This is a genomic window from Spirabiliibacterium mucosae (assembly GCF_014884965.1).
Classification (GTDB): Bacteria; Pseudomonadota; Gammaproteobacteria; order Enterobacterales; family Pasteurellaceae; genus Spirabiliibacterium; species Spirabiliibacterium mucosae.
Map to the genome: position 1 here is coordinate 1 of NZ_JABTBO010000002.1, position 25,061 is coordinate 25,061.

Genomic DNA, 25,061 nt, shown 5'->3' on the forward strand with positions numbered 1-25,061 from the left:
ATAAATTTGGTAGAAGTTCACCGCGGTGACAAACAAGTTAAGCAGCATCACGGGCACCGAGCCAATCAACGCGCCGTAGATAATGTATAAAATAGCGCCGATAGAGTTGACCACGCGCAGGGCCATCATTTTGCTCAACAAAAACGAGCCCGCGACAAAAGCGGTTGCGATATAACCTAAGATTTCAATAAAATTAATGTCCATTGTTATTATTATCCTTGTTATAAAGAAAAAGTTAGGTTATCAAAAACGTTTTTGAGAATAAAGTAGGATTGCGTGAATATTCAGCAATCGTGGATTCTGATTGCGCAAAATGCGTGCTATAATCGCCCCTTTGTTATTCTGTTGGAGTGTTTTATGGCTTTTGATTCTGTGCTGATGGGGCACGTGATTTTTGCCTTTGTGGCGTTGGCTTTGCTTGTGATCCGCGGTGTGATGCAATATGCTGGTCTGAATTGGCGTGCGCGATTGGCACTGCGTGTACTACCCCATGTGGCGGACACGCTGTTACTACTCACTGGCGCCATGCTGCTCTATCTCGGCTACCCACTGATGACCTGGCTTTGGATCAAGCTCGGCTTGCTGCTGGGTTATATCTTTTTTGCAGCCAAAGCGTTCAGCCGCCGTGGCCCTAAACCGCACTTTTTCATCCCCGCACTGCTCTGTTTACTCTCGGTGATGGGCATTGCCTATTTTCATTAAACAATAAAAAAGGAAGCGTTGATGCTTCCTTTCATTTCTCTAGCCGCCAGCGAGTTTAACGGTGCAGCCTTTTTGTTCGAGCAGTTGTTTAAGTAATTCGCGGTTGTCGCCTTGAATTTCAATGGTGAAGTCTTTCACCGCGCCGCCGCAACCGCACTTTTTCTTCAGCTCTTTGGCCAGTGTGGCCAGCGCAGCTTTATCCAACCCTAAGCCTGTGATCACACTCACGCCTTTGCCTTTGCGACCACTGACTTGGCGGGCAATGCGCACCACGCCGTCGCCTTGCGGCACGGCTTCTTGGGCGGGTTGCGCCTTCACCCGCCCTGTTTCAGTGGAATAAACCAGCGGGTTAGCCATGGCGTGCTTGGCTCACTTCGGCGTTGATTTGCTCAAGCACGGCCAGCGGATTGGCGGCTTGTGTGATTGGGCGGCCAACCACGAGGTAATCCGAGCCTTGGCGAATGGCTTCAGATGGTGTCATCACGCGGCGTTGGTCACCAAAATCGGCGCCGGCTGGGCGAATGCCTGGGGTGACGAGGGTGAAATCCTGCCCGCAATTGGCGCGCAAAATTTCCACTTCTTGCGGTGAGCACACCACGCCATCAAGGCCTGCGCGTTGGCTCAGGCGCGCTAGGCGGATCACCTGCTCCATTGGTGAGGCGTTGAGGCCAATTTGCAGCAAATCGGCATCTTCCATGCTGGTGAGCACGGTCACGGCGATGATTTTTGGCGCGTCTTTGCCATAAGGCTCAAGGATTTGCTTGGCCGTTTCCATCATGCGCAAGCCACCGCTGGCGTGCAAATCCACCATCCACACCCCTAAATCAGCCGCAGAGCGCACGGCACGTGCCACTGTGTTGGGGATATCATGGAATTTCAAATCCAAAAACACATCAAAGCCACGCGCGTGCAGTTGTTTCACAAACTGCGTGCCCAGTGTGGTGAACATCTCTTTGCCGACTTTCAGGCGGCAAATTTCAGGGTTGATTTGGTCAACCAACGCCAACGCGTCTTTCTCTTTTTCGTAGTCGAGTGCAACAATCACCTTGCTGTCCATTGAAATCCCCTTATTGATTGATTTTTTGATAAATACCGTCGGTTGGCTTTATGGTTTCCCATTGGTTACACGATGGGCAGTTCCATAGTAAACGATGGCTGTGATAACCGCAATTAGTACAGTGGTATTGATAATTTTTTTCCATTTTGTCGCTGACAATTTGCTGCAAGCGGGTCAGGCTGCTTTGCGCGCGGGCGGTGTCGACATTATTCAAGTCATATTGCAGCAAACGCTGAAAGATTTCCATGCTTGGGATGTGGGCCAGCTGCTCATAAAGGTGGGTTTGCGCCACTTGCTCACCGCTCTTTTTCTCGATAATTTCAGCCAGTGCCAGCTCAAGCTGACCACTTTTAATCACCTGGCGGGCTTTGATCAAAAAGAGCTCGAAATTGTCTAATTCATTACGCTGGTGATAGCACCAATGCAGGTGTACCAGTGCTTCGCTGATAAACACGGGGTTTTGGTCTAAAATCTGTTCAAAATAGCTGATCGCTTGGGCGTAATCATGCTCGCGCATGGCATTAACACCCAGCTCAAGGCTGGCACGGACACAATTAGGCGATACTTGCAGCGCTTTTTGCCAAAGTGCGGTTTTTTCTTTGTCGTCAAGCTCATGGCTGGCAATGTATTCACAATAATAGTGCGCCAGCTCCACGTTATTGTGTTTTGGGAAGGCCTTCTGCCGCTTTTCTGCCACATCGATGGCCTTTTTCCACTCTTTCATTTTTTGATAGATTTTGGCCAGCTCTTTGAGGGCATTTTCGGCGTATTCCGGCTCATCAATCAAGCTGATGTAGAGGTTTTCAGCGCGGTCAAAAAAGCCCACGCGGACGTAATCAAAGGCCAGTTGTTGTTTCACCAACAGCTTTTGTTCATCGAGTAAGTTGGGGTCATCAAGCAGGCTTTGGTGAATACGAATGGCGCGGTCCACCTCACCACGGGTGCGAAATAGGTTGCCCAGTGTCAGTGAGGCTTCAAATTGAGAGGTGCTGTCGATGTCGTTTTCGGCTTCTTGCTTTTGCAGCATATCCAAAAAAAGGCCGACGGCTTTGTCTTGTTGGTTAGACAAAAGCAAATTGACGCCAGTGACATAGTCTTGCGACAGTTTGTTACGGACGTCATCTTGGCCTTTTCGCGCACTGCGATAGCCCATATACCAGCCATAAAGTGCGGCGATGGGCAACAGCAGGAAGAGTAATTCCAGCATCGATTATTGTGGCTTGTGGCTCACGTTGAGTTCAGAAATTTGCTGTGCTTGGCGTTTCACTTGGCGGTTGAGGCTCATGTTTTTCATTTTCAAACGCAACACAAAATAGGCGCTGATGAGCCAGCCAAGCAACAAGCCCAGGCCAAATAAAATGGCCACCAAAGATGACAGTTGCAACTCGGATTTGGCGATGATGTAGTTAAATGTGATGACTTGATCGTTGTCTGCCCCAATGGTGACAGCCACAATCACAATGGCGAGAATAATCACAAACCCTAGGAAAAATTTAATCATCTTGCTCTCCAGACAGTAAAAACACTGTTGACTATTATGCCAAAAATTCGCAATCGCTTGTAGAGATTTTCACAGCCAAGCGCACAAAATGCGACGTGGGGCAATAAAAAACGGTGTATTCAACACCGTTTTTGTTATCTTGCTGCGTTCACACGCTCTCTGAGCTCTTTGCCCGCTTTGAAATGAGGGACATATTTCGCATCCAAATCGACCTTCTCGCCTGTTTTTGGGTTGCGGCCCAAGCGCGGTTGACGGTAGTGCAATGAAAAGCTGCCAAAGCCGCGTACTTCAATGCGCCCACCTTGATCCAATGTTTGCGACATCAACTCAAGGATGGCTTTCACGCCGTTTTCTACACTTTTAACAGGGACAGTTTGATTTTGCATAATCAAACATTCAATAAGTTCAGATTTTGTCATAACGATGCCCTCAATAAAAGCAGGCAAGCCGTGCTCGCCTGCGTGTTACACGTTTCGATTATTCGCTTTTCGCGGCTTTGAACGCTTCTGCCATTGCGTTTGGAATAGCTTCTTCTTGCTTATTCACATTAGCAATTGCAGCGCTGTCTTCCGCTTCGTCTTTGGCACGAACAGACAAGTGAACTAAACGTGATTTGCGGTCAACACCAGTGTATTTCGCTTCCACTTCGTCGCCCACGTTCACCACGCTGGTGGCGTCTTCAATGCGGTCACGAGAAAGATCAGCTACACGAACATAACCTTCAGCACCGCCTTCTAATTCAACTTTCACGCCTTTAGCGTCAACTTCAATGGCTTTACCTTTCACGATAGCGCCTTTTTTGTTGGCTGCGATGAAGTTGTTGAACGGATCATCTTCTAATTGTTTGATACCCAAAGAGATGCGCTCTTTAACAGCGTCGACTTGCAACACAACAGCGGCCACTTCGTCGCCTTTTTTGTAGTTGCGAACAGCTTCTTCACCTGGCACATTCCAAGAAATGTCAGACAAGTGAACAAGGCCATCGATGCCGCCCTCCAAGCCGATGAAAATACCAAAGTCAGTGATCGATTTGATTTTGCCTTCAACGCGATCGCCTTTTTTGTGGGTTTCATCGAATTGTTGCCATGGGTTTGGTTTGCATTGTTTCAAACCTAAAGAAATACGACGACGGTCTTCATCGATTTCTAATACCATCACTTCAACTTCGTCACCTACGTTCACGACTTTAGATGGGTGAATGTTTTTGTTGGTCCAATCCATTTCAGAAACGTGAACCAAACCTTCAACGCCGTCTAAGATTTCAACAAAGCAGCCGTAGTCAGTCAAGTTAGTCACTTTACCAGTCAATTTGCTATTAACTGGGTGATTTTCAGCGATCGCAACCCAAGGGTCTTGGCCTAATTGTTTCAAGCCCAAAGACACGCGAGTGCGCTCACGGTCGAATTTCAATACTTTAACAGTGATTTCGTCGCCCACATTCACGATTTCGCTTGGGTGTTTAACACGTTTCCAAGCCATATCAGTGATGTGCAACAAGCCATCCACGCCGCCAAGATCAACGAATGCGCCGTATTCTGTCAAGTTTTTAACTACACCGGTCACGGTTGCGTCTTCAGCAAGGTTTTCAAGCAATTGTTCACGTTCTTGGCTGTTTTCAGTTTCGATCACAGCGCGACGAGAAACCACAACGTTGTTGCGTTTTTGATCAAGTTTGATCACTTTGAACTCTAATTCTTTACCTTCCAAGTGCGCAGTGTCGCGAACTGGACGAGTATCAACTAAAGAGCCTGGTAAGAAAGCACGAACACCATTTAACTCAACAGTGAAGCCACCTTTAACTTTACCGTTGATTACACCGGTAACGGTTGCTTGATCTTCGTATGCTTTTTCTAATTCAATCCAAGATTCGTGACGAACCGCTTTCTCGCGAGAAAGTTTAGTTTCGCCGAAGCCATCTTCTACTGCATCAAGGGCTACTTTCACTTCGTCGCCCACTTGGACATCGAGCTCGCCTTGCGCGTTTAAGAATTCTTCAACTGGAATAGCGGATTCAGATTTCAAACCTGCGTCAACCAATACAAATCCTTTTTGGATTGCAACTACAGTACCGTTAACGATAGAACCTTGACGGGTTTCAAGTTCTTTTAGTGATTCTTCAAATAATTGAGCAAAAGATTCAGTCATATTTAATCTTCAAAGTTAATTAATAACGTCCACTTGAAGTCCTTTCAAATGGGGCTGTAACTATCGGTTAAATCATCCATGATTAAACCCTGTTTCCATCACACCTTTAAATTAAGGTTATGATCGATGTATTGTAACGCTTTTTCAAGCACTTGGCTAATACTTAATTCACTTGTATCTAAAAAATAGGCATCTGGGGCGGGTTTCAACGGCGCCACCGCACGGTTGCGGTCACGATCGTCACGCGCTTGAATGTCGCTTAAAATCGCCTCAAAGTCCGCCATCACGCCTTTGCCGAGCAGTTGGTTATACCGCCGCTGGGCGCGCACTTGGGCGCTGGCATCTAAGAAAATTTTAATCTGCGCGTTCGGGAACACCACCGTGCCCATATCGCGCCCGTCGGCAATCAAGCCACGCGGCGTGCTGAAATCGCGCTGGCGCTGTAACAAGGCCGACCGCACTTTAGGCAGCGCCGCCACCTTGGAGGCGTTGATCCCTGCCGCTTCGCTGCGGATTTCTTGGCTAACATCACCGCCGTCGAGCAACACCTGCACCGCACTTTCTGTGGCAATAAACTGCAAATCCAGCCCCGCGGCCAATTGGCTGAGTGCGGCTTCATCATCAAGCGCCACACCGCGTTTCACCGCCGCCACGCCCAGCACGCGATAAATCGCGCCAGAGTCGAGCAAATTAAAATTAAAATGCTGCGCCAAACGCTGGCACAACGTCCCCTTGCCTACCCCACTTGGGCCATCAATCGCAATAACAATATTTTCCATACGTTCTTCCTTTTAAACCGCACTTTAATCGCGTTGGCTGGCTGCTTGCACGCGCCAACAATTATGAATCTGTTTATTGCGCTCAAAATCGAGCGGCAAGGTTTTGGCTGTGATGTCAACCGCACTTAGCCCCAGTTGCGCCAGGCCTGCGTGGTCCATTTTAAAGCCGCGCTTGTTGTTTGAAAAAATAATCGTGCCGCCGTCGGCCAGGCAATTTTTCAGCATCGTGAACAAGCGGATGTGATCGCGCTGCACATCCCAGCTGTCTTGCATGCGCTTGGAGTTTGAAAAGGTTGGCGGGTCGACAAAAATCAAGTCATACCGCACTTTGCATTGTGCCAGCCATTGCAGGCAATCGGCTTGAATAATTTGATGCGTGCGGCTTTCTTCAAAGCCGTTGAGGTTCAAATTCTGCTCTGCCCAGTTGAGATAGGTGTTTGACATATCCACCGTGGTGGTGCTTTTCGCACCACCGAGCACGGCGTGTACAGTGGCTGAACCGGTGTAGGCAAACAAATTCAAAAATGCCTTGCCTTTGGCCATCTCACCAACCATTTTGCGCGTCAGGCGGTGGTCTAAGAACAGGCCGGTATCCAAATAATCGGTGAGGTTGACCCACAATTTTGCGCCGTATTCGGTGACAAAAAAATACTCGCCCTTCTCGGCCATTTTTTCGTATTGGTTTTTCCCCTTTTGTTTTTGTCGCACTTTGAGCACCAGTTTATTGGTGTCAACGCCGGTCACACGCAAGGTGGCGGTTACGGCATCAAGCAGGCGCTGGCGGGCTTTGGCAGGGTCAATATTTTTCGGCGCGGCATACTCTTGCACCACGATGTGATCGCCGTAGCGGTCGACCGCGAGGTTATATTCGGGCAAATCGGCGTCATACAAGCGATAAGCATCCAGCCCTTGCTGGGCGGCCCATTTTTCGATTTTTTTGCTGTTTTTTTGCAAGCGGTTGGCAAAATCTGCTGCCACCTCAACCGCACTTTGTGGTTTTTCTACACTTGGTGCGTCTGCTACACGCTCAGCAATTTGGTAGTTTTTCTGCACGCAATCGAGCGGGCCGTTTTTGGCTTTAAACTGGCGATGGGAGCGCAGGCGCACGCAATCGAGCAGCTGTGGCTCGCCACTGAAAAGTGATACGTTCCAGCCGGCAAATTCCGCTTTCAGCCGCTGGCCGAGCACGGAATAAAGGGCAATCAGCGCCGGCGTTGCGCCCAAGCGCTCACCATAAGGCGGGTTGCTCACCAGCGTGCCACGCAAATCAGGGCTTGGGTTGGTGAGCGCGGCCACATCGCCAAAGCGGAAGGTGATGAGGTTGCCCACCCCCGCGGCCACGGCATTGTGCTGCGCTTTGGTCAGCACGCGGCGGTCGAGATCAAAGCCATAAAAGTGCGGTTGCACGTCATGCTTGACCGCACTTTGCATCTCCGCGCGCACGCGTTGGAGGGTGGCTTGATCATGCTCACGCCAGTGGTCAAAGCCCCAGTGCAGGCGGCTGAGATTTGGCGCAATGTTGGCCTCCATCATCGCCGCTTCAATCAGCAAGGTGCCCGAGCCGCACATTGGATCCACCAGCGCGCTGCCGTGCTGCCAGCCTGAGCGCAGAATAATCGCAGCGGCTAACGTTTCTCGCAGTGGGGCTTGGCCGCTTTCTTGGCGATAACCGCGCAAATGCAGCGCCTCGCCGCTGAGGTCAAGCGAGAGAATCACCTCATCACGGTTGAGGTAGGCGTGCAGGCGAATGTCGGGGTAGTCTTTGTCTACATTTGGGCGGGGCTCCCCTTTGCGCTCAAAATGATCGACAATGCCGTCTTTCACGCGCATCGCGCCAAATTGGCTGTGGCGAATTTCCTGATTGGTGCCGTTGAAGTCCACCAAAAAAGTGCAACGGCTGTCGAACACCTTTGCCCAGTCAAACTGGCTGACCAAGGCATACAAATCCATGTCGCTGTACACCTTGCCGGTGACAAGCGGCAGCAAAATGCGTGACGCCAAGCGCGAGCCAAGCAACGTGCGGTAGAGCGTTTCATCATCGGCTTGATAATGCACGCCGCCTTGCGCCACGCGCGCGTTGTGGGCGCCAAGTGCGGTGAGCTCGGATTTCAGTAATTCTTCAAAGCCACGCGCGGTGGTGGCAAACAGTGCTCTCATAACAACCTTTCAACAAATAGTCATTGAGTGATTATAACAGATGAACAACAGAAAAAGCAGCGCAGTGAAAAGAAAAAGCGCAGCGGTTGCTGCGCTTAGCTCAAAGTGCGGTTGGGTTAACTGAGCGCTTTGCCTTTGAGCTCTGGGATTAAAAAGACGGTCGCGATCAAATCCACAATGTAGATGGCAGCCAGCAAGGCAATCGCCACTTGGAAGGAGTAGGCAGAGACAATCGCGCCCACCACAATCGGGCCAAAGCCACCGACCGCGCGGCCGAGGTTGAACAGCACATTTTGCGCGGTGGCGCGGGCTTCGGTTGGATAAGCCTCAGACATCAGCGCGCCGTAGCCGCCGAGCATGCCGTTGACAAAAATGCCCATGATCACGCCGGCGATTAGCATGGATTCTGGCGTGGTGAGTTGGGAGTAGGCAATCACCGCAATCGCAGCGCCAATTTGGAATAAGATAAAGCTTGGTTTGCGCCCAATACGGTCCGCCAATTGTCCGAACACCCAAATGCCGAACATCATGCCAAGCACGCTCATGGCCGTCCACACGCCTGATTTGGCCAAGGTGAAGCCGAGTTGTTTTGACAAAAAGCTTGGCATCCAAATCATAATGCCGTAGTAACCAAAATTTTGCACCGAGCACAAAATCCAAATGCCAATACTCACTTTGGTGGTTTGGCGGTCTTTCACCAGCAAGCGGAAAGATTCCAGCTTAGATTGGCGAGGCTGCTGTTGCTTGGCTTGAAACACTTCAGGCTCATGCAATTTTGAGCGCAAATACCACGCCACAAATGCTGGCAGAATGCCCACCAAGAACATGCCGCGCCAGCCAATGACGGGCAGCAATAATGGGGTGAGCAACGCCGCCGCCAGCACGCCAAGCTGCCAGCCGAGTGCGACATAGCTGGAGGCGCGCGCACGATGGCGTGCAGGCCACGCCTCTGCCGCCAACGCCATACCGATGCCAAACTCACCACCCAGGCCGATGCCCGCGATGGTACGATAAATCAATAAATCCCAATAACCTTGCGCTAAGGCACACAGGCCTGTGAACACGGCAAACAACACAATCGTCCAGGTCAGCACGCGCACCCGCCCGAAGCGGTCACTCAAGGCACCGAAAATAATGCCACCGGCCACCGCGCCCACCAGTGTCCAGGTCACCAATGAGCCGAGCTGCGCTTTGGTTAAGGCTAAGTCTGCGCCAATGGCGGAGAGCATAAAGCCGAGAATTAATAAATCAAAGCCGTCCATTGCATACCCCACGGCGGAACCCACCACCGCTTTGATGCCATAACGATCTACTTTTTGCATTTGCTGTTTCTCCTGTTGTTTCTGTTGTTTCAGTGTTTTCAAGCCAAAAAAAATCCCTTTATGAAAAAGGGATTTTAAAAATTAATGATCACCGATAATATCAATGCCGTTCATATAAGGTCGCAACACCTTAGGAATGACAATGGAGCCGTCGGCCTGTTGGTAATTTTCCATCACCGCCACCAACGTCCGCCCCACGGCTAAGCCCGAGCCGTTGAGGGTGTGAACCAAGCGTGGCTTTTTCTCGCCTTTAACGCGATAGCGCGCTTGCATGCGTCGCGCTTGGAAATCCCACATATTCGAGCAGGATGATATTTCACGATAGGTATTTTGCGCCGGCAGCCACACTTCCAAATCATAGGTTTTGCATGAGCCAAAGCCCATATCACCCGTGCACAGCAGCACTTTGCGATACGGCAATTCGAGCAATTGCAACACTTTTTCGGCGTGCCCTGTTAGCTCTTCAAGCGCTTGCATGGAGTGTTCAGGGGCGACAATTTGCACCATTTCCACTTTGTCAAACTGGTGCATACGAATCAGCCCGCGCGTGTCACGGCCATAAGAGCCCGCCTCAGAGCGGAAGCACGGCGTGTGCGCGGTCATTTTGATTGGCAAGGCGTCTTCATCTAAAATCTCACCACGCACAATGTTAGTTACGGGCACTTCTGCGGTTGGGATGAGTGCATAAGGCTGCTCGCCTTCCAGCGGCTTGGTGTGGAATAAATCTTCACCAAATTTTGGCAGCTGGCCGGTGCCGTAAAGAGTTTCGTGATTGACGAGATAGGGCACGTAAGTTTCTTGATAGCCGTGTTGCTCGGTATGTAAATCAAGCATAAATTGGGCCAGTGCACGGTGGAGCTTGGCAATTTGGCCTTGCATCACCACAAAGCGCGCGCCTGAAAGTTTCGCACCGGTGGCGAAATCCAATCCTTGTGCCATTTCACCCAAGGTGACGTGATCGCGCACCTCAAAATCAAACTGTTTCGGCTCACCCCAGCGCAAAACTTCTTGGTTGTCGTTTTCATCTTTGCCTAAAGGCACTGCATCGTCAGGCAAATTCGGGATGCTCAAGGCAATCTCTTGCATTTCCCCTTGCACTTGCTCAAGGGCTTGCTTGGCCTCATTGAGTTCGTTGCCCATTTTATCAACTTCAGCGAGCAATGGCGCAATGTCTTCACCGCGCGCTTTGGCCGCGCCAACCGCTTTTGAGCGGGTGTTGCGCTCGGCTTGCAAGGTTTCGGTTTTCACTTGCAGGGCTTTGCGTTGATCTTCAAGTTGAGAATAGTGATTGACGTCTAAGGTGTAATTACGACGGATTTTGAGTTTTTCTGCAACCTCTGACAGATTGCTTCTTAAAAGATTAGGATCGATCATAAACTAGCCTTGTGAATCAGGGTGTGTCTTTCACACAAAATTGGCGTATTTTAACGCTATTTTTGTGATCACGCTAGCAAAAAAACCGCACTTTGCCTTTTTATTTTCAGGCATAAAAAAGCACCTCGCAAGGTGCTTTTAAAAGTGCGGTCAATTAGTCTTTCGGTTGCTCGTCTTCGGCTTTTTGTTGCTCGTCTTCTTTCACTTCTTCAAAAGATTTCGGCTCCTCGTCCGACGGCTCAGGCGCGTTGCCTTTCACCTCTTCCCACCCCATTGGCGGGCTGACTTCTTCACGCGCCATCAACTGCTTGATTTGCTCAAGCTCGATGGTTTCATATTTGATCAACGCATCTTTCATGGCGTGCAAAATGTCCATGTTGTCTTCGAGCAACTGGCGCGAACGCTGGTAGTTGCGGCTGACAATCGCGCGCACTTCTTCGTCGATCAAATGCGCGGTTTCATCCGACATATGTTTCGCTTTAGCCATTGAGCGGCCAAGGAACACCTCGCCTTCATCTTCGGCATAAAGCACCGGGCCAAGCTTGTCAGAAAAGCCCCATTCGGTCACCATTTTGCGCGCAATGTTGGTGGCCACTTGAATGTCGTTTGACGCCCCTGTTGAAATATTTTCCTCGCCATAAATCAACTCTTCTGCAATCCGCCCGGCATACAACGTGGAGAGTTTGCTTTCCAATTGTTTTTGGCTAATGCTGATTTGATCGCCCTCTGGTAAGAAGAAGGTCACACCTAACGCACGCCCGCGTGGGATGATGGTCACTTTGTGCACAGGGTCATGCTCTGGCACCAAGTAGCCGACAATCGCGTGGCCCGCTTCGTGGTAGGCGGTGGACTCTTTTTGCTTGTCGGTCATCATCATGGTGCGACGCTCTGGCCCCATGTTGATTTTATCTTTCGCTTTTTCAAACTCCAGCATCGTCACGATGCGCTTGTTGGTGCGCGCAGCAAACAATGCCGCTTCATTGACCAAGTTGGCCAAATCCGCACCAGAATAGCCTGGTGTGCCACGGGCAATTACCATTGGGTTGACATCATCTGCCACTGGCACTTTGCGCATATGCACTTTCAAAATTTGCTCACGGCCACGCACATCCGGCAGGCCGACTGTGACTTGGCGGTCAAAACGCCCTGGGCGAGTCAATGCAGGGTCCAGCACGTCTGGGCGGTTGGTCGCGGCGATCACGATAACACCTGAGTTGCCCTCAAAGCCGTCCATTTCCACCAGCATTTGGTTTAGGGTTTGTTCACGTTCATCGTGCCCACCGCCCAGGCCTGCGCCACGTTGGCGGCCGACGGCGTCGATTTCATCAATAAAGATCAAACACGGCGCGTTTTTCTTCGCCTGCTCGAACATATCCCGCACGCGCGAGGCACCGACACCGACGAACATTTCCACAAAATCAGAGCCTGAAATGGTGAAAAACGGCACTTTGGCTTCACCCGCGATGGCTTTTGCCAGCAAGGTTTTACCTGTCCCTGGTGGGCCGACCATCAAAATGCCTTTCGGGATTTTACCGCCGAGTTTTTGGAATTTGCCTGGGTCGCGCAAAAAGTCAACCACCTCGGCCACTTCTTCTTTCGCTTCTTCACAGCCGGCCACATCGGTGAACCGCACTTTGTTTTGATCTTCACTCATCATTTTGGCGCGGCTTTTACCAAAGCTCATCGCCTTGCCGCCACCGCCTTGCATTTGGCGCATAAAGAACACCCACACACCAATAAGCAGCAACATTGGGAACCAAGAGATCAAAATTTGTGACAGCAGGCCGCGTTTTTCAGGCGGGGTGCCGAGCACTTTGATGTCTTTTTTGATCAAATCATCGAGCAGCTTGTCGTCATAAAGCGGCATCACTGTTTGATATTTATCACCATTGGTTTTGGTCACGGTAATTTCGTTTTGATCAAAGCGCGCCTCACGCACTTGATTTTTGCCCACATCAGAAATGAAGGTCGTATAGTCAACGCCGCTTCTCGCATCTGAATCCGAGCTGAAACTTTGAAAAACAGACATCAAAATCACGCCGATGACTGTCCACAACACTAAATTTTTTATCATATCGTTCTTCAAGTTACGACCTCTTATGATTTCCCATAGTGATAAAATAAGGCAATAGATTACTACAATTTATAACCTGTTGCCACAATATAAACTTCCCGCGAGCGATCCCGCGAGGCCTCTGGCTTGCGCACCTTGACGGTGGTAAACAGTGAACGGATTTCGCGCAAGTAATCATCAAAGCCCTCCCCTTGGAACACTTTAACCACAAAACTGCCATTTTTCGCCAACACTTGCCGGCACATATCCAGCGCCAGCTCCACCAGATACATCGCCCGTGGAATGTCCACCGACGGCATGCCTGAAAAGTTGGGCGCCATATCCGACATCACCACATCCACTTTTTGCTCGCCGACGCGATCTAAAAGTGCGGTCAGCACGCTCTCTTCACGAAAATCCCCTTGCAAAAAATCCACGCCAGCAATCGGGTCCATGTCCAAAATATCGCAGGCAATCACGCGCCCACGCCCACCAATTTGGGCCACGGCAAATTGCGACCAGCCACCAGGTGCCGCACCAAGGTCAACCACCGTCATGCCAGGTTTAAATAATTTATCGCGACTTTGCAATTCATCTAATTTAAAGTAAGCGCGCGAACGCAGCTTTTGCTTGTGCGCTTTTTGAACGAATTGATCTTTAAAATGCTCATTTAGCCAGCGATTGGAGCTAGCTGAGCGTTTTTTCTTTCCCATTTTTTCTCTCAAGGCATCAAATGATGGTTTAAATGTTAATATGGTGCTAAAATTTTTATATTCAAGCACATTTTTGAAGATTCCCACACACTGGAAACACTAAGGGTAACTATGACACTTTCAACCAAACAAAAGCAATTTTTAAAAGGCCTAGCGCACAATTTAAAACCCGTTGTGCTGCTCGGCGCCAACGGCCTGACTGAAGGCGTGGTGGCGGAAATTGACAACGCGCTCAATCACCACGAACTGATTAAAGTGAAAATCGCAGGCAGCGATCGCGAAACCAAGCAGCTGATCATTGACGCCATTGTGCGTGAAACTCGTGCTGAAGCGGTGCAATTAATCGGGCACGTGCTGGTGCTCTACCGTGCGGGCGACGAGCCGCAAATCCGCTTGCCGAAATAAACAAAATGCCTTTCGCTTGAAAGGCATTTTTGCAACCGCACTTTCGCTTTAGGCTTGATAAATCACCTCAATAATATCAAATTCCACCTGCCCACCTGGGGTGGTGATCGCCACATTGTCGTCCACCTCTTTGCCAATCAAGCCGCGCGCAATAGGCGAGTTGACTGAAATCAAGCCCTGTTTGATATCCGCTTCATCGTCGCCGACAATTTTGTATTGCACTTCTTCGTCGGTGTCCACATTCACCAACACTACCGTTGCGCCAAAAATCACTTTGCCGTTGTTTTTGAGTTTAGTCACGTCAATGATTTGGCAATTCGCCAGTTTGCTTTCAATGTCTTGAATGCGCCCTTCACAAAAGGCCTGCTGCTCGCGCGCAGCGTGGTATTCCGCATTTTCTTTCAAGTCCCCGTGCTCACGTGCCTCGGCAATGGCTTTGATGATTTCAGGGCGACGAACGGTTTTCAGTTGTTCCAATTCTTGTTTTAATTGTTCCGCACCGCGGGCTGTCATTGGAATTTGTTGCATAATAACTTCCTTGCGTTAAGACAAAAAAAACCTACGGCAAAGCGCCTTTGCCGTAAGCAATTGGTGTTTTGTAAAAGAATTTGAAGGTGTTCAAATTCGCTTTTAAATAACGGTCATTGGCACTATATTATGGGCTTTATCTAAAAATTGCAATGTGAATTCACTATGATGAGATTACCCCTTCTCGCTGGCGGGCTGTTTTGTGCGCTTAGCGCTTGGCCAACCGTCACCCCGCAGGACTACGCCGCTACTCTGCCACAAGGCACCACAGTGGCGCTGGTGGCTGAAAACCTCAACCATCACCAACGCATCGCCTCACTCAATGACGAGCAGCTGATGCTGCCAGCCAGCACGCAGAAAATTTTCACCGCACTGGGGGCAAAGTTGCTGCTCGGGGATGATTTTACCTTCAAAACCGCACTTTTAACCACCGGCAAAGTCACCAATGGCGCACTCAAAGGCGATGTGATCGTGAAATTCGCAGGCGACCCGACGCTAACCAGCGGGCAGCTTTATCAGTTATTAGCACAACTTAAGCAGCAAGGCATCAACCGTATTGACGGCAATGTGTGGCTTGATTCCACCGTGTTTGCCAGCCACGACCGCGGCTTGGGCTGGATTTGGAATGATTTAACCATGTGCTTTAACGCCCTACCGTCGGCGGCGAGCGTGGACGGCAACTGCTTTTCCGTCAACCTTGACGCCTCCGCCAAGCCTGGCGAGCTAGTGAGTGTCACGATCCCCGCACAATTTCCTGTGCAGGTGTTCAGCCAAGTGCAAATTGTTGACCCGAAAGCCGCGGGCTTTTGCAATTTTGATGTCAGCGTCAGTGACAACAACCGCTATACATTAAAAGGCTGCATCGCGCGCAACCCTAAACCCTTTGGCTTGAGCTTTGCCGTGCAAGACCCAGACAGCTACGCGGGCTCTTATGTTGACAGCCAGCTCAAGCGCCTTGGCATTCAACACAGCGGCGTGAACGTTAGCCTAGTGCCACGCGCAGGCAAGGAGCTAGCGTTTGTCGAATCCAAGCCGCTGCCTGTGCTGCTGAAAAAAATGATGAAGCACTCAGACAACCAAATCGCCGACAGTCTATTCCGCCGCATTGGCTTTGCTTATTACAACCGCCCTGTGTCTTTTCAGCAAAGTGCGGTTGCGCTTAAAACCGTGCTGCGCAAGCAAGCAGGCATCAAGTTTGGCAACGATCAACTCGCCGACGGCTCAGGGCTCTCGCGCCATAATTTAATCAGCCCGCAAACGCTGCTGCAAGTGCTGGAATACATCAACGCCCACGACGACAAGCTCGATTTGCTCACCACCTTCCCGATTGCAGGCGTAGACGGCACCATCAGCGGGCGTGGCTCGATGATCGCACCACCGATTCAAAATAACTTGATCGCCAAGACCGGCTCGCTCAAAGGCGTTTATAACCTCGCAGGTTTTATCACCAACGCGCGCGGTGAAAAAATCGCTTTTGTGCAGTTTGTCAGCGGCTATGTCACCGGCGACTTGGAGCAAAAAACCAAGCGCCGCCCGCTAGTGCAATTTGAAAAGCAGCTTTATACCGCACTTTTCAACGAGTGACCGCACTTGATATAAAAATCCCCTCACCTGAGGGGATTTTTTTAGTGAGTGTCGTGTAAGGTGTTTTCCAACTTCGCCAGCTCTTTTTCAGGAAAGCGGATATCGAGTTGATCGTATGGGATTTCAATCCCCGCGCGGTCAAACTCCAACTTCACTCGCTCGGTCAAGGCAAATTGCACCGCAAAATAATCGCTGGTTTTCACCCACGGGCGCACAAACAGCTGCACGCTGCTCGCCTCCAGCGCACCGACGGCAATCAGCGGCTCAGGGTGACGCAGCACGCGTGGTTCTTCTTCCAAACACAGTGCCAGCACCTCTTTCGCTTTGCGAATGTCGGCCTCATAGGCAATATCAAAGATAAAATCAATCCGGCGCGTTTCGTTAATCGAATAGTTGGTGATGCTGTCGCCAAACACTTTGCCATTAGGCACCAGCACGGTTTTGTTATCTACGGTGCGCAACTCCAGCACCAGCAGGCCAATTTGCTCGACGCTGCCTGCCACACCGCCGGCTTCAATGTAATCTCCTTTGCGAAATGGTTTGAAGATCAAAATCATCACGCCGGCGGCAAAGTTTTGCAGCGAGTTTTGCAGTGACAAACCAATCGCCAAGCCCGCGGCACCAATGAGGGCCACCAGTGAGGTGGTGTTGACGCCAATTTGCGACAGTGCGGCAATCACCACCATCAGCATCAGCGCGAAATAGCTAATCGAGCGCACAAAGCTTTGCAGCATTTCATCACCGCTAGAGCGCGCAATCGCCTTGCCTAAAATGTTGCTAAACACCCGTGCCACGCGCTTGCCCACCCAGTAGATGATAATCGCGAGCAAAATTTTGGTGCCGTACGGGATCACATAATCATAAATCACAGTGTGCATATCCAGCCCCTGCACGCCGTTGATGATCTCTTTCGCACTTTCGGTAATATCAATATTCGGTGCGGCAACCGCACTTTCATTTTCTCCAGCCATAATCTTCTCCAAAATTGAAATAGGGCGGCATTCTAGCACTTCTAACCGCACTTTTTAAGTATGCTTGACTAAATTAATCAGGAATAGATTGCACGGCGCACACTTTTTTTATACACTCTAATCATTCATCTAAAATACATCTTTAAGGACACGCCATGACCCCAAGTCAATTAGTTTGTTATAAAAAAATGCCCGTCTGGACCGCTAAAACCCTGCCGGATATGTTCCAAAAAATGCACAACACCAAAGTCGGCACCTGGGCCAAACTCACCATTTTAAACGGCTCGCTCAAATTCTATGCCCTTGATGAGCAAGGCAATATCCAAGCGGAATATGTTTTTGATAAAGACAATCAAGCGCCCTTTGTTGAGCCGCAACAATGGCACCGCGTTGAGCCACTGAGTGACGATTTGGAATGTTATTTGGAATTTTATTGCGAGCTGAAAAATTTCGGCGCGAAAAAATACAACATGACCGCCACCCACAGCGACGTGATGCGCACCATGGAGCACATTTGTGAGGGCAAAGCGCTTGATCTCGGCTGCGGGCAGGGGCGCAACAGCCTGTTTTTAGCCAAAATGGGCTTTGAGGTTGACGCCTGGGATCGCAACGAGGCGAGCATCGCCTTTCTCAACAACGTGAAAGAAAAAGAGCAATTAGATAAGCTCAACACCGCCGTTTACGACATCACCGAGGCCGCCATTCAAGATCGCTATGATCTTATCATCTCCACCGTGGTGTTGATGTTCTTGCCCGCTGAGAGCATCCCGCGCGTAATCGTCAACATGCAAGAGCACACCCACCAAAACGGCTACAACCTGATTGTCGCCGCCATGTCCACCGACGACTACCCGTGCCCAATGCCCTTCCCATTCACCTTCAAAACGGGCGAATTGAAGCAATATTACCAAGATTGGGAGATCGTGGAGTACAACGAAAACATCGGCGAACTGCACAAAACCGACGAAAACGGCAACCGCATCAAACTCCGCTTCGCCACCCTCTTGGCGAAAAAACGCTAAAAAGCAAAGTGCGGTCAACTGACCGCACTTTTTATTTCAATTCAATATGCTCAACCAATTCCCGTACGAGGGCTGGGCCTTGGTAGATCATGCCGGAGTAGAGCTGCAAAAGACTGGCGCCGGCGTTGATTTTTTCTTGGCCTGTGGCGAGGCTGGTGATGCCGCCGCAGCCGATGATCGGCAGCTTGCCGCCGAGCTCTTGGTGCAAGCGCGCAATAATCTGCGTGCTCAAGGCGCACAGGGGCTGGCCGCTTAAGCCGCCTTGTTGCTCGCTGTGGGCAACGCCTTGCACCATGTCGCGTGAGATGGTGGTATTGGTGGCAATCACGCCGTCGATTTGGTGGCGCACAAGGCTGTCGGCGATTTGCACCAGCTCGGCTTCACTCAAATCTGGCGCGATTTTCACCGCAATTGGCACGTAGCGGTTGTGATAGCGCGCCAGCTCCCCTTGGCGCTGTTTCAAGCCTTGCAGCAAGTCATCCAGCGCGTCGCCGTATTGCAAATTGCGCAAGCCTGGTGAATTGGGTGAGGAGATGTTGATGGCGATATAATCCGCGTGTGGATAGACTTTATTTAAGCAATAGATGTAATCGCCTTTGCCGTTTTCAACACTTGTGGCGGTGTTTTTGCCGATGTTGATGCCCAAAATACCGTCAAAATGGGATTTTTTGACATTTTCAACCAAATTATCGACCCCGAGATTGTTAAACCCGTTGCGATTGATGATGCCTTGCACCTCAGGCAGGCGGAATTGCCGCGGTTTGGGGTTGCCGTCTTGCGCCAATGGCGTGACGGTACCTACTTCAATAAAGCCAAAGCCGAGTGCGCCAAAGCCGTCAATCGCCTCGCCATTTTTGTCCGCGCCGGCGGCCAGCCCAATGGGGTTGGGGAACTGCAAGCCCATGCACTCAACGCGCTGGCCTTGCACGCGGCATTGGCCCAATGAGAGCAAGTGGCGCGCGGGCGTTTTGCCGACCGCACTTAGGGTTTTGATCGTCAGCTCATGGGCGCGCTCGGCGTCGAGGGCGAACAACCCCTTGCGAATAAAAGAATAAAGTGGGTTCACACGCCCTCCTTAGTTCAAGGCTTTTTCGATTTTTTCATACAAATCGTTGGAGAGGTTGTCAATTTTCTCCAAGCGTTCTAGGCCGCGGCGCATCAAGGTTTGGCGCTGGTTATCGTAGCGGCGCAGGCGAATTAATGGCTCAATCAAACGTGAGGCCACCTGCGGGTTGCTCTTATTCAAGCGAATCAGCACATCCACCAAGAAGCGGTAGCCCGAGCCGTCCACGGTGTGGAAGGCGTTTGGATTTTGCCCACAGAAGCTGCCCACCAAGCTACGCACGCGGTTTGGATTGGTGAACTCAAAGCTTGGGTGATCCATCAGCTTGATCACCAATTGCAGCACGTCCGCATCTGGGCGAGTGGCTTGCAGCATGAACCATTTGTCCATCACCAAACCGTCGTGCGCCCATTTTTGCTCAAAGTCTGCCAACAATTTGTCGCGGCAGGCCAGCTGATTGGCACAGGCACAGCTCAACGCCGCCAAGGTGTCAGTCATGTTGTCCGCTTGAGTGTAATGGGTGTGCACCAAAGCATTGCCAAAATCGGTCGCGGCGAGGAAGCTCAAGCAACAATTGCGCAAGCTGCGCAGGGCGATGTCGCGCTGCTCAACACGGTAGCTTGGCAAATCAATTTGGTGATAAATACGAAGTGCGGTCGCCTTCAGGTGTTCGGCGATGGTTTTGAACATAAAGCCGCGCACATGGTGAATCCCTTGCGGGTCGATCACTTTAAACTGCTCAGCAAATTCGGTTTCTTTCGGCAAGCTAAGGATAAGTGCGGTCAGCTCGAGGTCGTCTTCATAGTGCTCCAATACGTGTTGGAATGCGTTGAGTAATTCGTTTGACAGGCTCAGCGCCTGCCCTTGGCGCAGGCGCTCAAGGTTGGCTTGCATTTCACGGTTGAGCAGCGTTTGCGCCGCATCCCAGCGGACAAAATCATCTTGCGCGTGGGAAAGCAACGTCAACAGCTGCTCGGTGGTGTATGGGTAATCCAGTTTCACGGGCGCAGAAAATTCACACAGCAGCGCAGGAACCGGCTTTTCAAGCAAGCCGTGGAACTCAAAGGTTTGCTCATATTGGGTCACATCGAGCACATCGCGCTGGGCACCGTTGGCGTTTTCAAGGCGCAGCGCTTTACCTTGCTTGTCATACAGCGCGACTTTGAGTGGGATATGCAAATTGATTTTATCGAGCTGATCGTGGGTCGCTGGCGTCACTTGGCTGACATACAAGCGATAAACGCCATCGCGCGCGTCAAATTCATCGCGCACGGTCAATTCAGGCGTGCCCGATTGGCTGTACCAACGGCGGAAAATGGCCAAATCTATGCCACTGGCCTCTTCCATCGCTTGCACAAAATCATCACAGGTGGCGGCTTTGCCGTCGTTGGCGGCAATGTAGCGCTGCATGCCTTGTTGGAAGCGCTCCTCACCGAGCAAGGTGTGCAGCATGCGGATCACCTCCGCGCCTTTTTCATACACCGTGACGGTGTAGAAGTTGTTCATTTCAATCACCTTTTCAGGGCGGATTGGGTGCGCCATCGGGCCGGCGTCTTCGGCGAACTGCACGCTGCGCAAAAAGCGCACGTTGTTGATGCGATTGACCGAGCGCGAGCCGGTATCTGATGAAAACTCTTGGTCACGAAAGACCGTCAAGCCCTCTTTCAGGCTGAGTTGGAACCAATCGCGGCAGGTCACGCGGTTGCCTGTCCAGTTGTGGAAATATTCGTGCGCAATCACGCGTTCCACATCGAGGTAATCGTTGTCGGTGGCCGTGGCGGGGTTGGCCAGCACAAATTTGGAGTTGAAAATATTCAAGCCTTTGTTTTCCATCGCGCCCATGTTGAAGAAATCCACCGCCACGATCATGTAAATGTCGAGATCGTACTCCAGCCCAAAACGCTCTTCGTCCCAACGCATGGATTTTTTCAAGCTCTGCATCGCCCAGTGAGCACGCTCAAGGTTGCCTTTGTCGACATAAATTTCAAGCGCCACTTCTCGCCCGCTTTTTGTGTTGAAGCTGTCGGATAACAAGTCAAAATCCCCGGCCACCAAGGCAAATAGATAGCTTGGTTTTGGGAATGGATCTTGCCATTGCACCCAGTGGTTGTCGCCCGCCTCGCCGCTAGCAATGCGGTTGCCGTTGGAGAGCAAAAACGGATATTGCGCTTTGTTGGCGGTGATTTTGGTAGTGTAGCGCGCCAGCACATCGGGGCGGTCTAACATATAGGTGATTTGGCGAAAGCCCTCAGCCTCGCATTGGGTGCAAAATGCTTTGCCTGATTGATAAAGCCCTTGAAGTGAGGTGTTGTTGGCCGGCTGCAAAATAGTGGTGATTTCAAGCTCAAAGGCACTGGCGTCAATGCCGTTTAAATCCAAGGTGAGCGATTGGCTGTCTTGGCTGTAGGCTGTGAACGGCTTGCCGTTGAGTTTGATATCCGCAAATTGAAAGCTGTGACCGTCAAGACGCAACGTGCTTGCCTGCGGGTTCATGCGCTTGACCGCACTTTTGCTCACCACCGTAGTGTGCTGCGGGTCAAGGGTGAAATCCAAATCAATGTCGGTGATGGTGAAATCGACGGGTTTATAGTCTTTGCGGTATTTTGCTTTCGGCTGCATGGGTGCTCCAAATGAATGAATAACTATTGGGGCGTAAGCATAGAATTTTAGACGCCAAGTTGCAATCATATTAGCCTATCATTGCAAAAAATTTTCCGCCCTCAGGGTTAAATTCTGCGCAATTCGTGCTATTCTAACGCCACTTTGTGCACAACTTTTTTGCAAGGAGCTTGCTATGCCCAACTGCCCTGTTGCCATTGTTATGGGGTCAAAAAGTGACTGGCCAACCATGCGGGAAGCCGCTGAAATGCTTGACCGTTTAAATGTCCCTTATCATGTCGAAATTGTCTCCGCGCACCGCACGCCGGATAAACTCTTCACCTTCGCAGAGCAAGCGAAACAAAATGGCTTTCATGTCATCATCGCAGGTGCGGGTGGCGCGGCGCACTTGCCTGGCATGCTGGCGGCCAAAACCTTGGTGCCTGTGTTGGGCGTGCCCGTGAAAAGCTCGATGCTCAGCGGGGTCGACAGCCTCTATTCCATCGTGCAAATGCCACGCGGGATCCCCGTCGGCACGCTGGCGATCGGCGGCGCTGGTGCCGCCAATGCTGGGCTATTAGCCGCGCAGATCCTAGCCAATCACGACAGTGAGCTTGCCGAGCGCTTAAGCGCGTTTCGCACCAGCCAAACCGAGCAGGTGCTCAACCACCCAGACCCACGGGAGGAAGCGTGATGCCAAGCGCACTGTACCCACCCATTTTTGTGCTCGGCAACGGCCAACTCGGCCGTATGTTGCGCTACGCAGGCGCACCGCTGGACATTGATGTCCGCCCGCTGGGGTTTGACGAACCGCACTTTGACATTCCACAAAGTGCGATCGTGACTGCTGAAATTGAGCGCTGGCCGCACACCGCCTTGACCGACGCACTGAGCGCACACCCGCACTTTGCCAACAAAGACGTTTTCGCCCGCCTAGCCGATCGCTTAACCCAAAAGCAACTGCTTGATGAGCTCGGCATTGCCACCTCGCCGTGGTGCGTGCTTGAAAGCCAAGCGGAACTCACTGAGGCGTTTGATAATATTGGTGAAAAACTGGTGGTTAAACGCCGCACCGGTGGCTACGACGGCCGCGGACAGTGGATTGTCAACGCTGATAACCGCGCGCAGATCAGCGATGAGCTGCTCGGTGAAGTGATTGCGGAGCAATTTATCCCCTTTGATTATGAAATTTCGCTGGTCGGCGCGCGCTTTCGGGATGGCTCAATGCGTTTTTACCCCATCACGCGCAATTTGCAACAAGAAGGCATTTTGCGCTACAGCGTGGTGCATTGCGAGCAACCGCACTTAAGCACACTACAAGCCCAAGCGGAGAAAATGCTCGCCCCGATTTTGACCGCACTGGAGTATGTTGGCGTGATGGCGATGGAGTGTTTTGTCATCGGCGAGCAATTGCTGGTCAACGAGCTCGCACCTCGAGTGCACAACAGCGGGCACTGGACACAGCTAGGCGCGAATATCAGCCAATTTGAGTTGCATTTGCGCGCGCTGCTTGATTTGCCAACGCCAGCCCTTGCGTTGACGATGCCCAGTGTGATGGTCAACCTCATTGGCAGCGAGCACAACGCCGAGTGGCTGCGTGTGCCGCACAGTCAGCTGCATTGGTACGGCAAAGCGGTGCGCCCAGGGCGTAAACTGGGGCACATTAACATTGCTCACCCAGATAAAAGTGCGGTCATCACCGCACTTGAGGCGCTCTCACCGCTGCTGGAGGCGAATTATCAATCGGGCCTCGCGTGGGCGATTGAAAATTTGCGATAAAATGGCGCCGATGAGTTGTCATTTGCGCGCAAAATGCGTATAAAAGAAGCTTACAACATCATACAACACAAAAAGGAAGCATTATGTTTGAAAAAAATTGAAGCCGCGCCTGCGGATCCGATTTTAGGCCTAGGCGAGGCGTTTAAAGCCGAAACACGCAGCCCAAAAGTGAACCTTGGCATCGGCGTGTATAAAGACGCCCACGGGCAAACCCCGATTGTCAAAGCGGTGAAAGAGGCCGAGCGCCGCCTGCTTGAAAGTGAAGAAACGAAAAATTACCTCACTATCGATGGCATCCCAGCCTACAACCAACTCACGCAGGAGCTGCTCTTTGGTGAAGGGGCTGAGATTGTGGCGCAAAAACGCGCTAAAACCGCGCAAAGCTTAGGCGGCACAGGTGCGCTGCGGGTGGCGGCAGAATTTATTAAACGCCAAACCAGCGCACAAAATGTGTGGATCAGCTCGCCAACGTGGCCAAACCACAATGCGATCTTCAACGCCGTGGGCATGACCATTCGCCAATACCGCTACTACGATGAAAACACCCATGGCCTGGATTGGGAGAATATGCTCGCCGATCTCAGCAACGCTAGCGAAGGCGACGTGGTGCTGCTCCACGGCTGCTGCCACAACCCAACCGGGATTGACCCAACCCCTGAGCAATGGCAACAATTAGCCGATCTTTCAGCCAAAAATGGCTGGTTACCGCTGTTTGACTTCGCCTATCAAGGCCTGGCCAACGGCATTGAAGAAGACGCTTTTGGCTTGCGCACCTTTGCGCAAAACCACAAAGAATTGCTTGTGGCGAGCTCTTATTCGAAAAACTTTGGGCTGTATAACGAGCGTGTGGGCGCCTTCACGTTAGTCGCAGCGGATCAGGCCACAGCAGAAAAAGCCTTCAGCCAAGTGAAAACCATTATCCGCACCCTTTATTCCAACCCGTCATCCCACGGTGCCAACGCGGTGGCGATTGTGCTCGGTGACGCGCAATTGAAAGCGCAATGGCTAGATGAACTGAGCCAAATGCGCAACCGCATCAAGCAAATGCGCGGCAAATTGGTGGAACTGCTCAAAGAGTACGGCGCGCAACAAAACTTTGCGTTCATCAATGAGCAAAACGGCATGTTCTCCTTCAGCGGCCTCACGCCAGAGCAGGTGGATCGCTTGAAAGAGGAATTTGCCATCTACATCGTGCGCTCAGGGCGCATCAACGTGGCGGGTATCACCGACGACAACATTGACTATTTGTGCAAAGCTATCGTCAACGTGCTGTAATTGAATGAAAGAGCGCCTTGTGCGCTCTTTTTT

Annotated in this window: 24 protein-coding genes; 7 read left to right on the forward strand and 17 right to left on the reverse strand. The window is 51.2% G+C overall.

Annotated elements, in window-relative coordinates; translation table 11 throughout:
• Positions 1-204, reverse strand: a 204-nt coding sequence (locus tag HPC37_RS00835) for a YgjV family protein (protein ID WP_208121362.1), incomplete at its 3' end; no start/stop codon positions are given.
• Positions 205-357: 153 nt separating this feature from the next.
• On the opposite strand from HPC37_RS00835, the gene HPC37_RS00840 reads away from it, so the two are divergent.
• Entirely contained in the window at positions 358-702 is a 345-nt protein-coding gene (locus tag HPC37_RS00840) for a SirB2 family protein (RefSeq protein WP_208121363.1), read from the forward strand.
• A gap of 39 nt (positions 703-741) precedes the next feature.
• Here the strand turns inward: HPC37_RS00840 and yciH are convergent, their stop codons facing one another.
• The 12 genes from yciH to rlmE form a co-directional block, all read right to left on the reverse strand.
• A complete protein-coding gene (gene yciH, locus HPC37_RS00845) occupies positions 742-1,059 on the reverse strand; it encodes a stress response translation initiation inhibitor YciH (RefSeq protein WP_208121364.1) in 318 nt (105 codons plus the stop codon).
• A complete protein-coding gene (gene pyrF, locus HPC37_RS00850; RefSeq protein WP_208121365.1) occupies positions 1,052-1,759 on the reverse strand; it encodes an orotidine-5'-phosphate decarboxylase in 708 nt (235 codons plus the stop codon). The genes yciH and pyrF overlap by 8 nt, the downstream gene beginning before the upstream one ends.
• Positions 1,760-1,769: 10 nt before the next feature.
• Positions 1,770-2,966, reverse strand: coding sequence for a lipopolysaccharide assembly protein LapB (gene lapB, locus HPC37_RS00855; RefSeq protein WP_208121366.1), 1,197 nt, complete (start codon positions 2,964-2,966; stop codon positions 1,770-1,772).
• Positions 2,967-2,969: 3 nt separating this feature from the next.
• On the reverse strand, positions 2,970-3,260 hold the full coding sequence (locus tag HPC37_RS00860) for a LapA family protein (protein ID WP_208121367.1): 291 nt from the start codon (positions 3,258-3,260) through the stop codon (positions 2,970-2,972).
• A 134-nt stretch (positions 3,261-3,394) separates the two neighbouring features.
• Positions 3,395-3,679: an integration host factor subunit beta gene (locus HPC37_RS00865; protein ID WP_208121368.1), complete on the reverse strand. Its 285-nt coding sequence runs from the start codon at positions 3,677-3,679 to the stop codon at positions 3,395-3,397.
• Positions 3,680-3,737: 58 nt separating this feature from the next.
• A complete protein-coding gene (gene rpsA / locus HPC37_RS00870; RefSeq protein ID WP_208121369.1) occupies positions 3,738-5,405 on the reverse strand; it encodes a 30S ribosomal protein S1 in 1,668 nt (555 codons plus the stop codon).
• A 98-nt stretch (positions 5,406-5,503) separates the two neighbouring features.
• Entirely contained in the window at positions 5,504-6,184 is a 681-nt protein-coding gene (gene cmk / locus HPC37_RS00875) for a (d)CMP kinase (protein WP_208121370.1), read from the reverse strand.
• A gap of 24 nt (positions 6,185-6,208) precedes the next feature.
• A complete protein-coding gene (gene rlmKL, locus HPC37_RS00880) occupies positions 6,209-8,341 on the reverse strand; it encodes a bifunctional 23S rRNA (guanine(2069)-N(7))-methyltransferase RlmK/23S rRNA (guanine(2445)-N(2))-methyltransferase RlmL (RefSeq protein WP_208121371.1) in 2,133 nt (710 codons plus the stop codon).
• A 116-nt stretch (positions 8,342-8,457) separates the two neighbouring features.
• On the reverse strand, positions 8,458-9,663 hold the full coding sequence (locus HPC37_RS00885; RefSeq protein WP_208121372.1) for an MFS transporter: 1,206 nt from the start codon (positions 9,661-9,663) through the stop codon (positions 8,458-8,460).
• An 81-nt stretch (positions 9,664-9,744) separates the two neighbouring features.
• Positions 9,745-11,037, reverse strand: coding sequence for a serine--tRNA ligase (gene serS, locus HPC37_RS00890; protein WP_208121373.1), 1,293 nt, complete (start codon positions 11,035-11,037; stop codon positions 9,745-9,747).
• Between the two features lie 154 nt (positions 11,038-11,191).
• Positions 11,192-13,111 carry an ATP-dependent zinc metalloprotease FtsH gene (gene ftsH / locus HPC37_RS00895; protein ID WP_208121374.1) on the reverse strand — a complete coding sequence of 640 codons (1,920 nt, stop codon included), beginning with the start codon at positions 13,109-13,111 and terminating at the stop codon, positions 11,192-11,194.
• Positions 13,112-13,173: 62 nt separating this feature from the next.
• The gene (rlmE, locus tag HPC37_RS00900) at positions 13,174-13,803 is read right to left on the reverse strand and encodes a 23S rRNA (uridine(2552)-2'-O)-methyltransferase RlmE (RefSeq protein WP_208121375.1); all 630 of its coding nucleotides are present in this window, start codon (positions 13,801-13,803) and stop codon (positions 13,174-13,176) included.
• 111 nt (positions 13,804-13,914) lie between these two features.
• Here rlmE and yhbY point away from each other — a divergent pair, with 111 nt between their 5' ends.
• Complete coding sequence (gene yhbY, locus HPC37_RS00905; RefSeq protein ID WP_208121376.1) at positions 13,915-14,208, forward strand: ribosome assembly RNA-binding protein YhbY; 294 nt, start codon at positions 13,915-13,917, stop codon at positions 14,206-14,208.
• Positions 14,209-14,256: 48 nt separating this feature from the next.
• On the opposite strand, the gene greA is transcribed toward yhbY, so the two are convergent.
• The gene (gene greA / locus HPC37_RS00910; protein ID WP_208121377.1) at positions 14,257-14,736 is read right to left on the reverse strand and encodes a transcription elongation factor GreA; all 480 of its coding nucleotides are present in this window, start codon (positions 14,734-14,736) and stop codon (positions 14,257-14,259) included.
• Between the two features lie 165 nt (positions 14,737-14,901).
• Here greA and dacB point away from each other — a divergent pair, with 165 nt between their 5' ends.
• Positions 14,902-16,320 carry a serine-type D-Ala-D-Ala carboxypeptidase gene (gene dacB, locus HPC37_RS00915; protein ID WP_208121378.1) on the forward strand — a complete coding sequence of 473 codons (1,419 nt, stop codon included), beginning with the start codon at positions 14,902-14,904 and terminating at the stop codon, positions 16,318-16,320.
• 41 nt (positions 16,321-16,361) lie between these two features.
• Here the strand turns inward: dacB and HPC37_RS00920 are convergent, their stop codons facing one another.
• Positions 16,362-17,291 (reverse strand): mechanosensitive ion channel family protein, encoded by a 930-nt coding sequence (locus tag HPC37_RS00920; protein WP_208121379.1) that lies wholly within the window; start codon positions 17,289-17,291, stop codon positions 16,362-16,364.
• A 155-nt stretch (positions 17,292-17,446) separates the two neighbouring features.
• Here HPC37_RS00920 and tehB point away from each other — a divergent pair, with 155 nt between their 5' ends.
• The gene (gene tehB / locus HPC37_RS00925) at positions 17,447-18,313 is read left to right on the forward strand and encodes an SAM-dependent methyltransferase TehB (protein ID WP_208121380.1); all 867 of its coding nucleotides are present in this window, start codon (positions 17,447-17,449) and stop codon (positions 18,311-18,313) included.
• Between the two features lie 31 nt (positions 18,314-18,344).
• Here tehB and pyrD read toward each other — a convergent pair whose 3' ends face one another.
• Positions 18,345-19,379 (reverse strand): quinone-dependent dihydroorotate dehydrogenase, encoded by a 1,035-nt coding sequence (gene pyrD / locus HPC37_RS00930; protein WP_208121381.1) that lies wholly within the window; start codon positions 19,377-19,379, stop codon positions 18,345-18,347.
• A gap of 9 nt (positions 19,380-19,388) precedes the next feature.
• Positions 19,389-21,995, reverse strand: coding sequence for an aminopeptidase N (gene pepN / locus HPC37_RS00935; protein WP_208121382.1), 2,607 nt, complete (start codon positions 21,993-21,995; stop codon positions 19,389-19,391).
• Between the two features lie 175 nt (positions 21,996-22,170).
• Between pepN and purE the strand changes: the two genes are divergently transcribed.
• The 3 genes from purE to HPC37_RS00950 all read left to right on the forward strand — a co-directional run bounded on the left by purE (position 22,171) and on the right by HPC37_RS00950 (position 25,028).
• Positions 22,171-22,668: a 5-(carboxyamino)imidazole ribonucleotide mutase gene (purE, locus tag HPC37_RS00940; RefSeq protein WP_208121383.1), complete on the forward strand. Its 498-nt coding sequence runs from the start codon at positions 22,171-22,173 to the stop codon at positions 22,666-22,668.
• Entirely contained in the window at positions 22,665-23,753 is a 1,089-nt protein-coding gene (gene purK, locus HPC37_RS00945; RefSeq protein WP_208121384.1) for a 5-(carboxyamino)imidazole ribonucleotide synthase, read from the forward strand. Before purE ends, purK begins: the two co-directional genes overlap by 4 nt.
• Before the next feature lie 87 nt (positions 23,754-23,840).
• Positions 23,841-25,028, forward strand: a complete 1,188-nt coding sequence (locus tag HPC37_RS00950) for an amino acid aminotransferase (protein ID WP_427915930.1) — start codon at positions 23,841-23,843, stop codon at positions 25,026-25,028.
• Positions 25,029-25,061 lie beyond the last annotated feature (33 nt).

What these genes read in the sequence shown, in the direction of transcription:
- pepN (WP_208121382.1), bottom strand. Translation starts at nt 21,995, where the DNA reads ATGCAGCCGAAAGCAAAATACCGCAAAGACTATAAACCCGTCGATTTC.
- purE (WP_208121383.1), top strand. Translation starts at nt 22,171, where the DNA reads ATGCCCAACTGCCCTGTTGCCATTGTTATGGGGTCAAAAAGTGACTGG.
- serS (WP_208121373.1), bottom strand. Translation starts at nt 11,037, where the DNA reads ATGATCGATCCTAATCTTTTAAGAAGCAATCTGTCAGAGGTTGCAGAA.
- lapB (WP_208121366.1), bottom strand. Translation starts at nt 2,966, where the DNA reads ATGCTGGAATTACTCTTCCTGCTGTTGCCCATCGCCGCACTTTATGGC.
- HPC37_RS00840 (WP_208121363.1), top strand. Translation starts at nt 358, where the DNA reads ATGGCTTTTGATTCTGTGCTGATGGGGCACGTGATTTTTGCCTTTGTG.
- ftsH (WP_208121374.1), bottom strand. Translation starts at nt 13,111, where the DNA reads ATGATAAAAAATTTAGTGTTGTGGACAGTCATCGGCGTGATTTTGATG.
- yhbY (WP_208121376.1), top strand. Translation starts at nt 13,915, where the DNA reads ATGACACTTTCAACCAAACAAAAGCAATTTTTAAAAGGCCTAGCGCAC.
- pyrF (WP_208121365.1), bottom strand. Translation starts at nt 1,759, where the DNA reads ATGGACAGCAAGGTGATTGTTGCACTCGACTACGAAAAAGAGAAAGAC.
- HPC37_RS00920 (WP_208121379.1), bottom strand. Translation starts at nt 17,291, where the DNA reads ATGGCTGGAGAAAATGAAAGTGCGGTTGCCGCACCGAATATTGATATT.
- yciH (WP_208121364.1), bottom strand. Translation starts at nt 1,059, where the DNA reads ATGGCTAACCCGCTGGTTTATTCCACTGAAACAGGGCGGGTGAAGGCG.
- tehB (WP_208121380.1), top strand. Translation starts at nt 17,447, where the DNA reads ATGACCCCAAGTCAATTAGTTTGTTATAAAAAAATGCCCGTCTGGACC.
- dacB (WP_208121378.1), top strand. Translation starts at nt 14,902, where the DNA reads ATGATGAGATTACCCCTTCTCGCTGGCGGGCTGTTTTGTGCGCTTAGC.
- HPC37_RS00865 (WP_208121368.1), bottom strand. Translation starts at nt 3,679, where the DNA reads ATGACAAAATCTGAACTTATTGAATGTTTGATTATGCAAAATCAAACT.
- rlmKL (WP_208121371.1), bottom strand. Translation starts at nt 8,341, where the DNA reads ATGAGAGCACTGTTTGCCACCACCGCGCGTGGCTTTGAAGAATTACTG.
- rpsA (WP_208121369.1), bottom strand. Translation starts at nt 5,405, where the DNA reads ATGACTGAATCTTTTGCTCAATTATTTGAAGAATCACTAAAAGAACTT.
- greA (WP_208121377.1), bottom strand. Translation starts at nt 14,736, where the DNA reads ATGCAACAAATTCCAATGACAGCCCGCGGTGCGGAACAATTAAAACAA.
- HPC37_RS00860 (WP_208121367.1), bottom strand. Translation starts at nt 3,260, where the DNA reads ATGATTAAATTTTTCCTAGGGTTTGTGATTATTCTCGCCATTGTGATT.
- rlmE (WP_208121375.1), bottom strand. Translation starts at nt 13,803, where the DNA reads ATGGGAAAGAAAAAACGCTCAGCTAGCTCCAATCGCTGGCTAAATGAG.
- cmk (WP_208121370.1), bottom strand. Translation starts at nt 6,184, where the DNA reads ATGGAAAATATTGTTATTGCGATTGATGGCCCAAGTGGGGTAGGCAAG.
- HPC37_RS00885 (WP_208121372.1), bottom strand. Translation starts at nt 9,663, where the DNA reads ATGCAAAAAGTAGATCGTTATGGCATCAAAGCGGTGGTGGGTTCCGCC.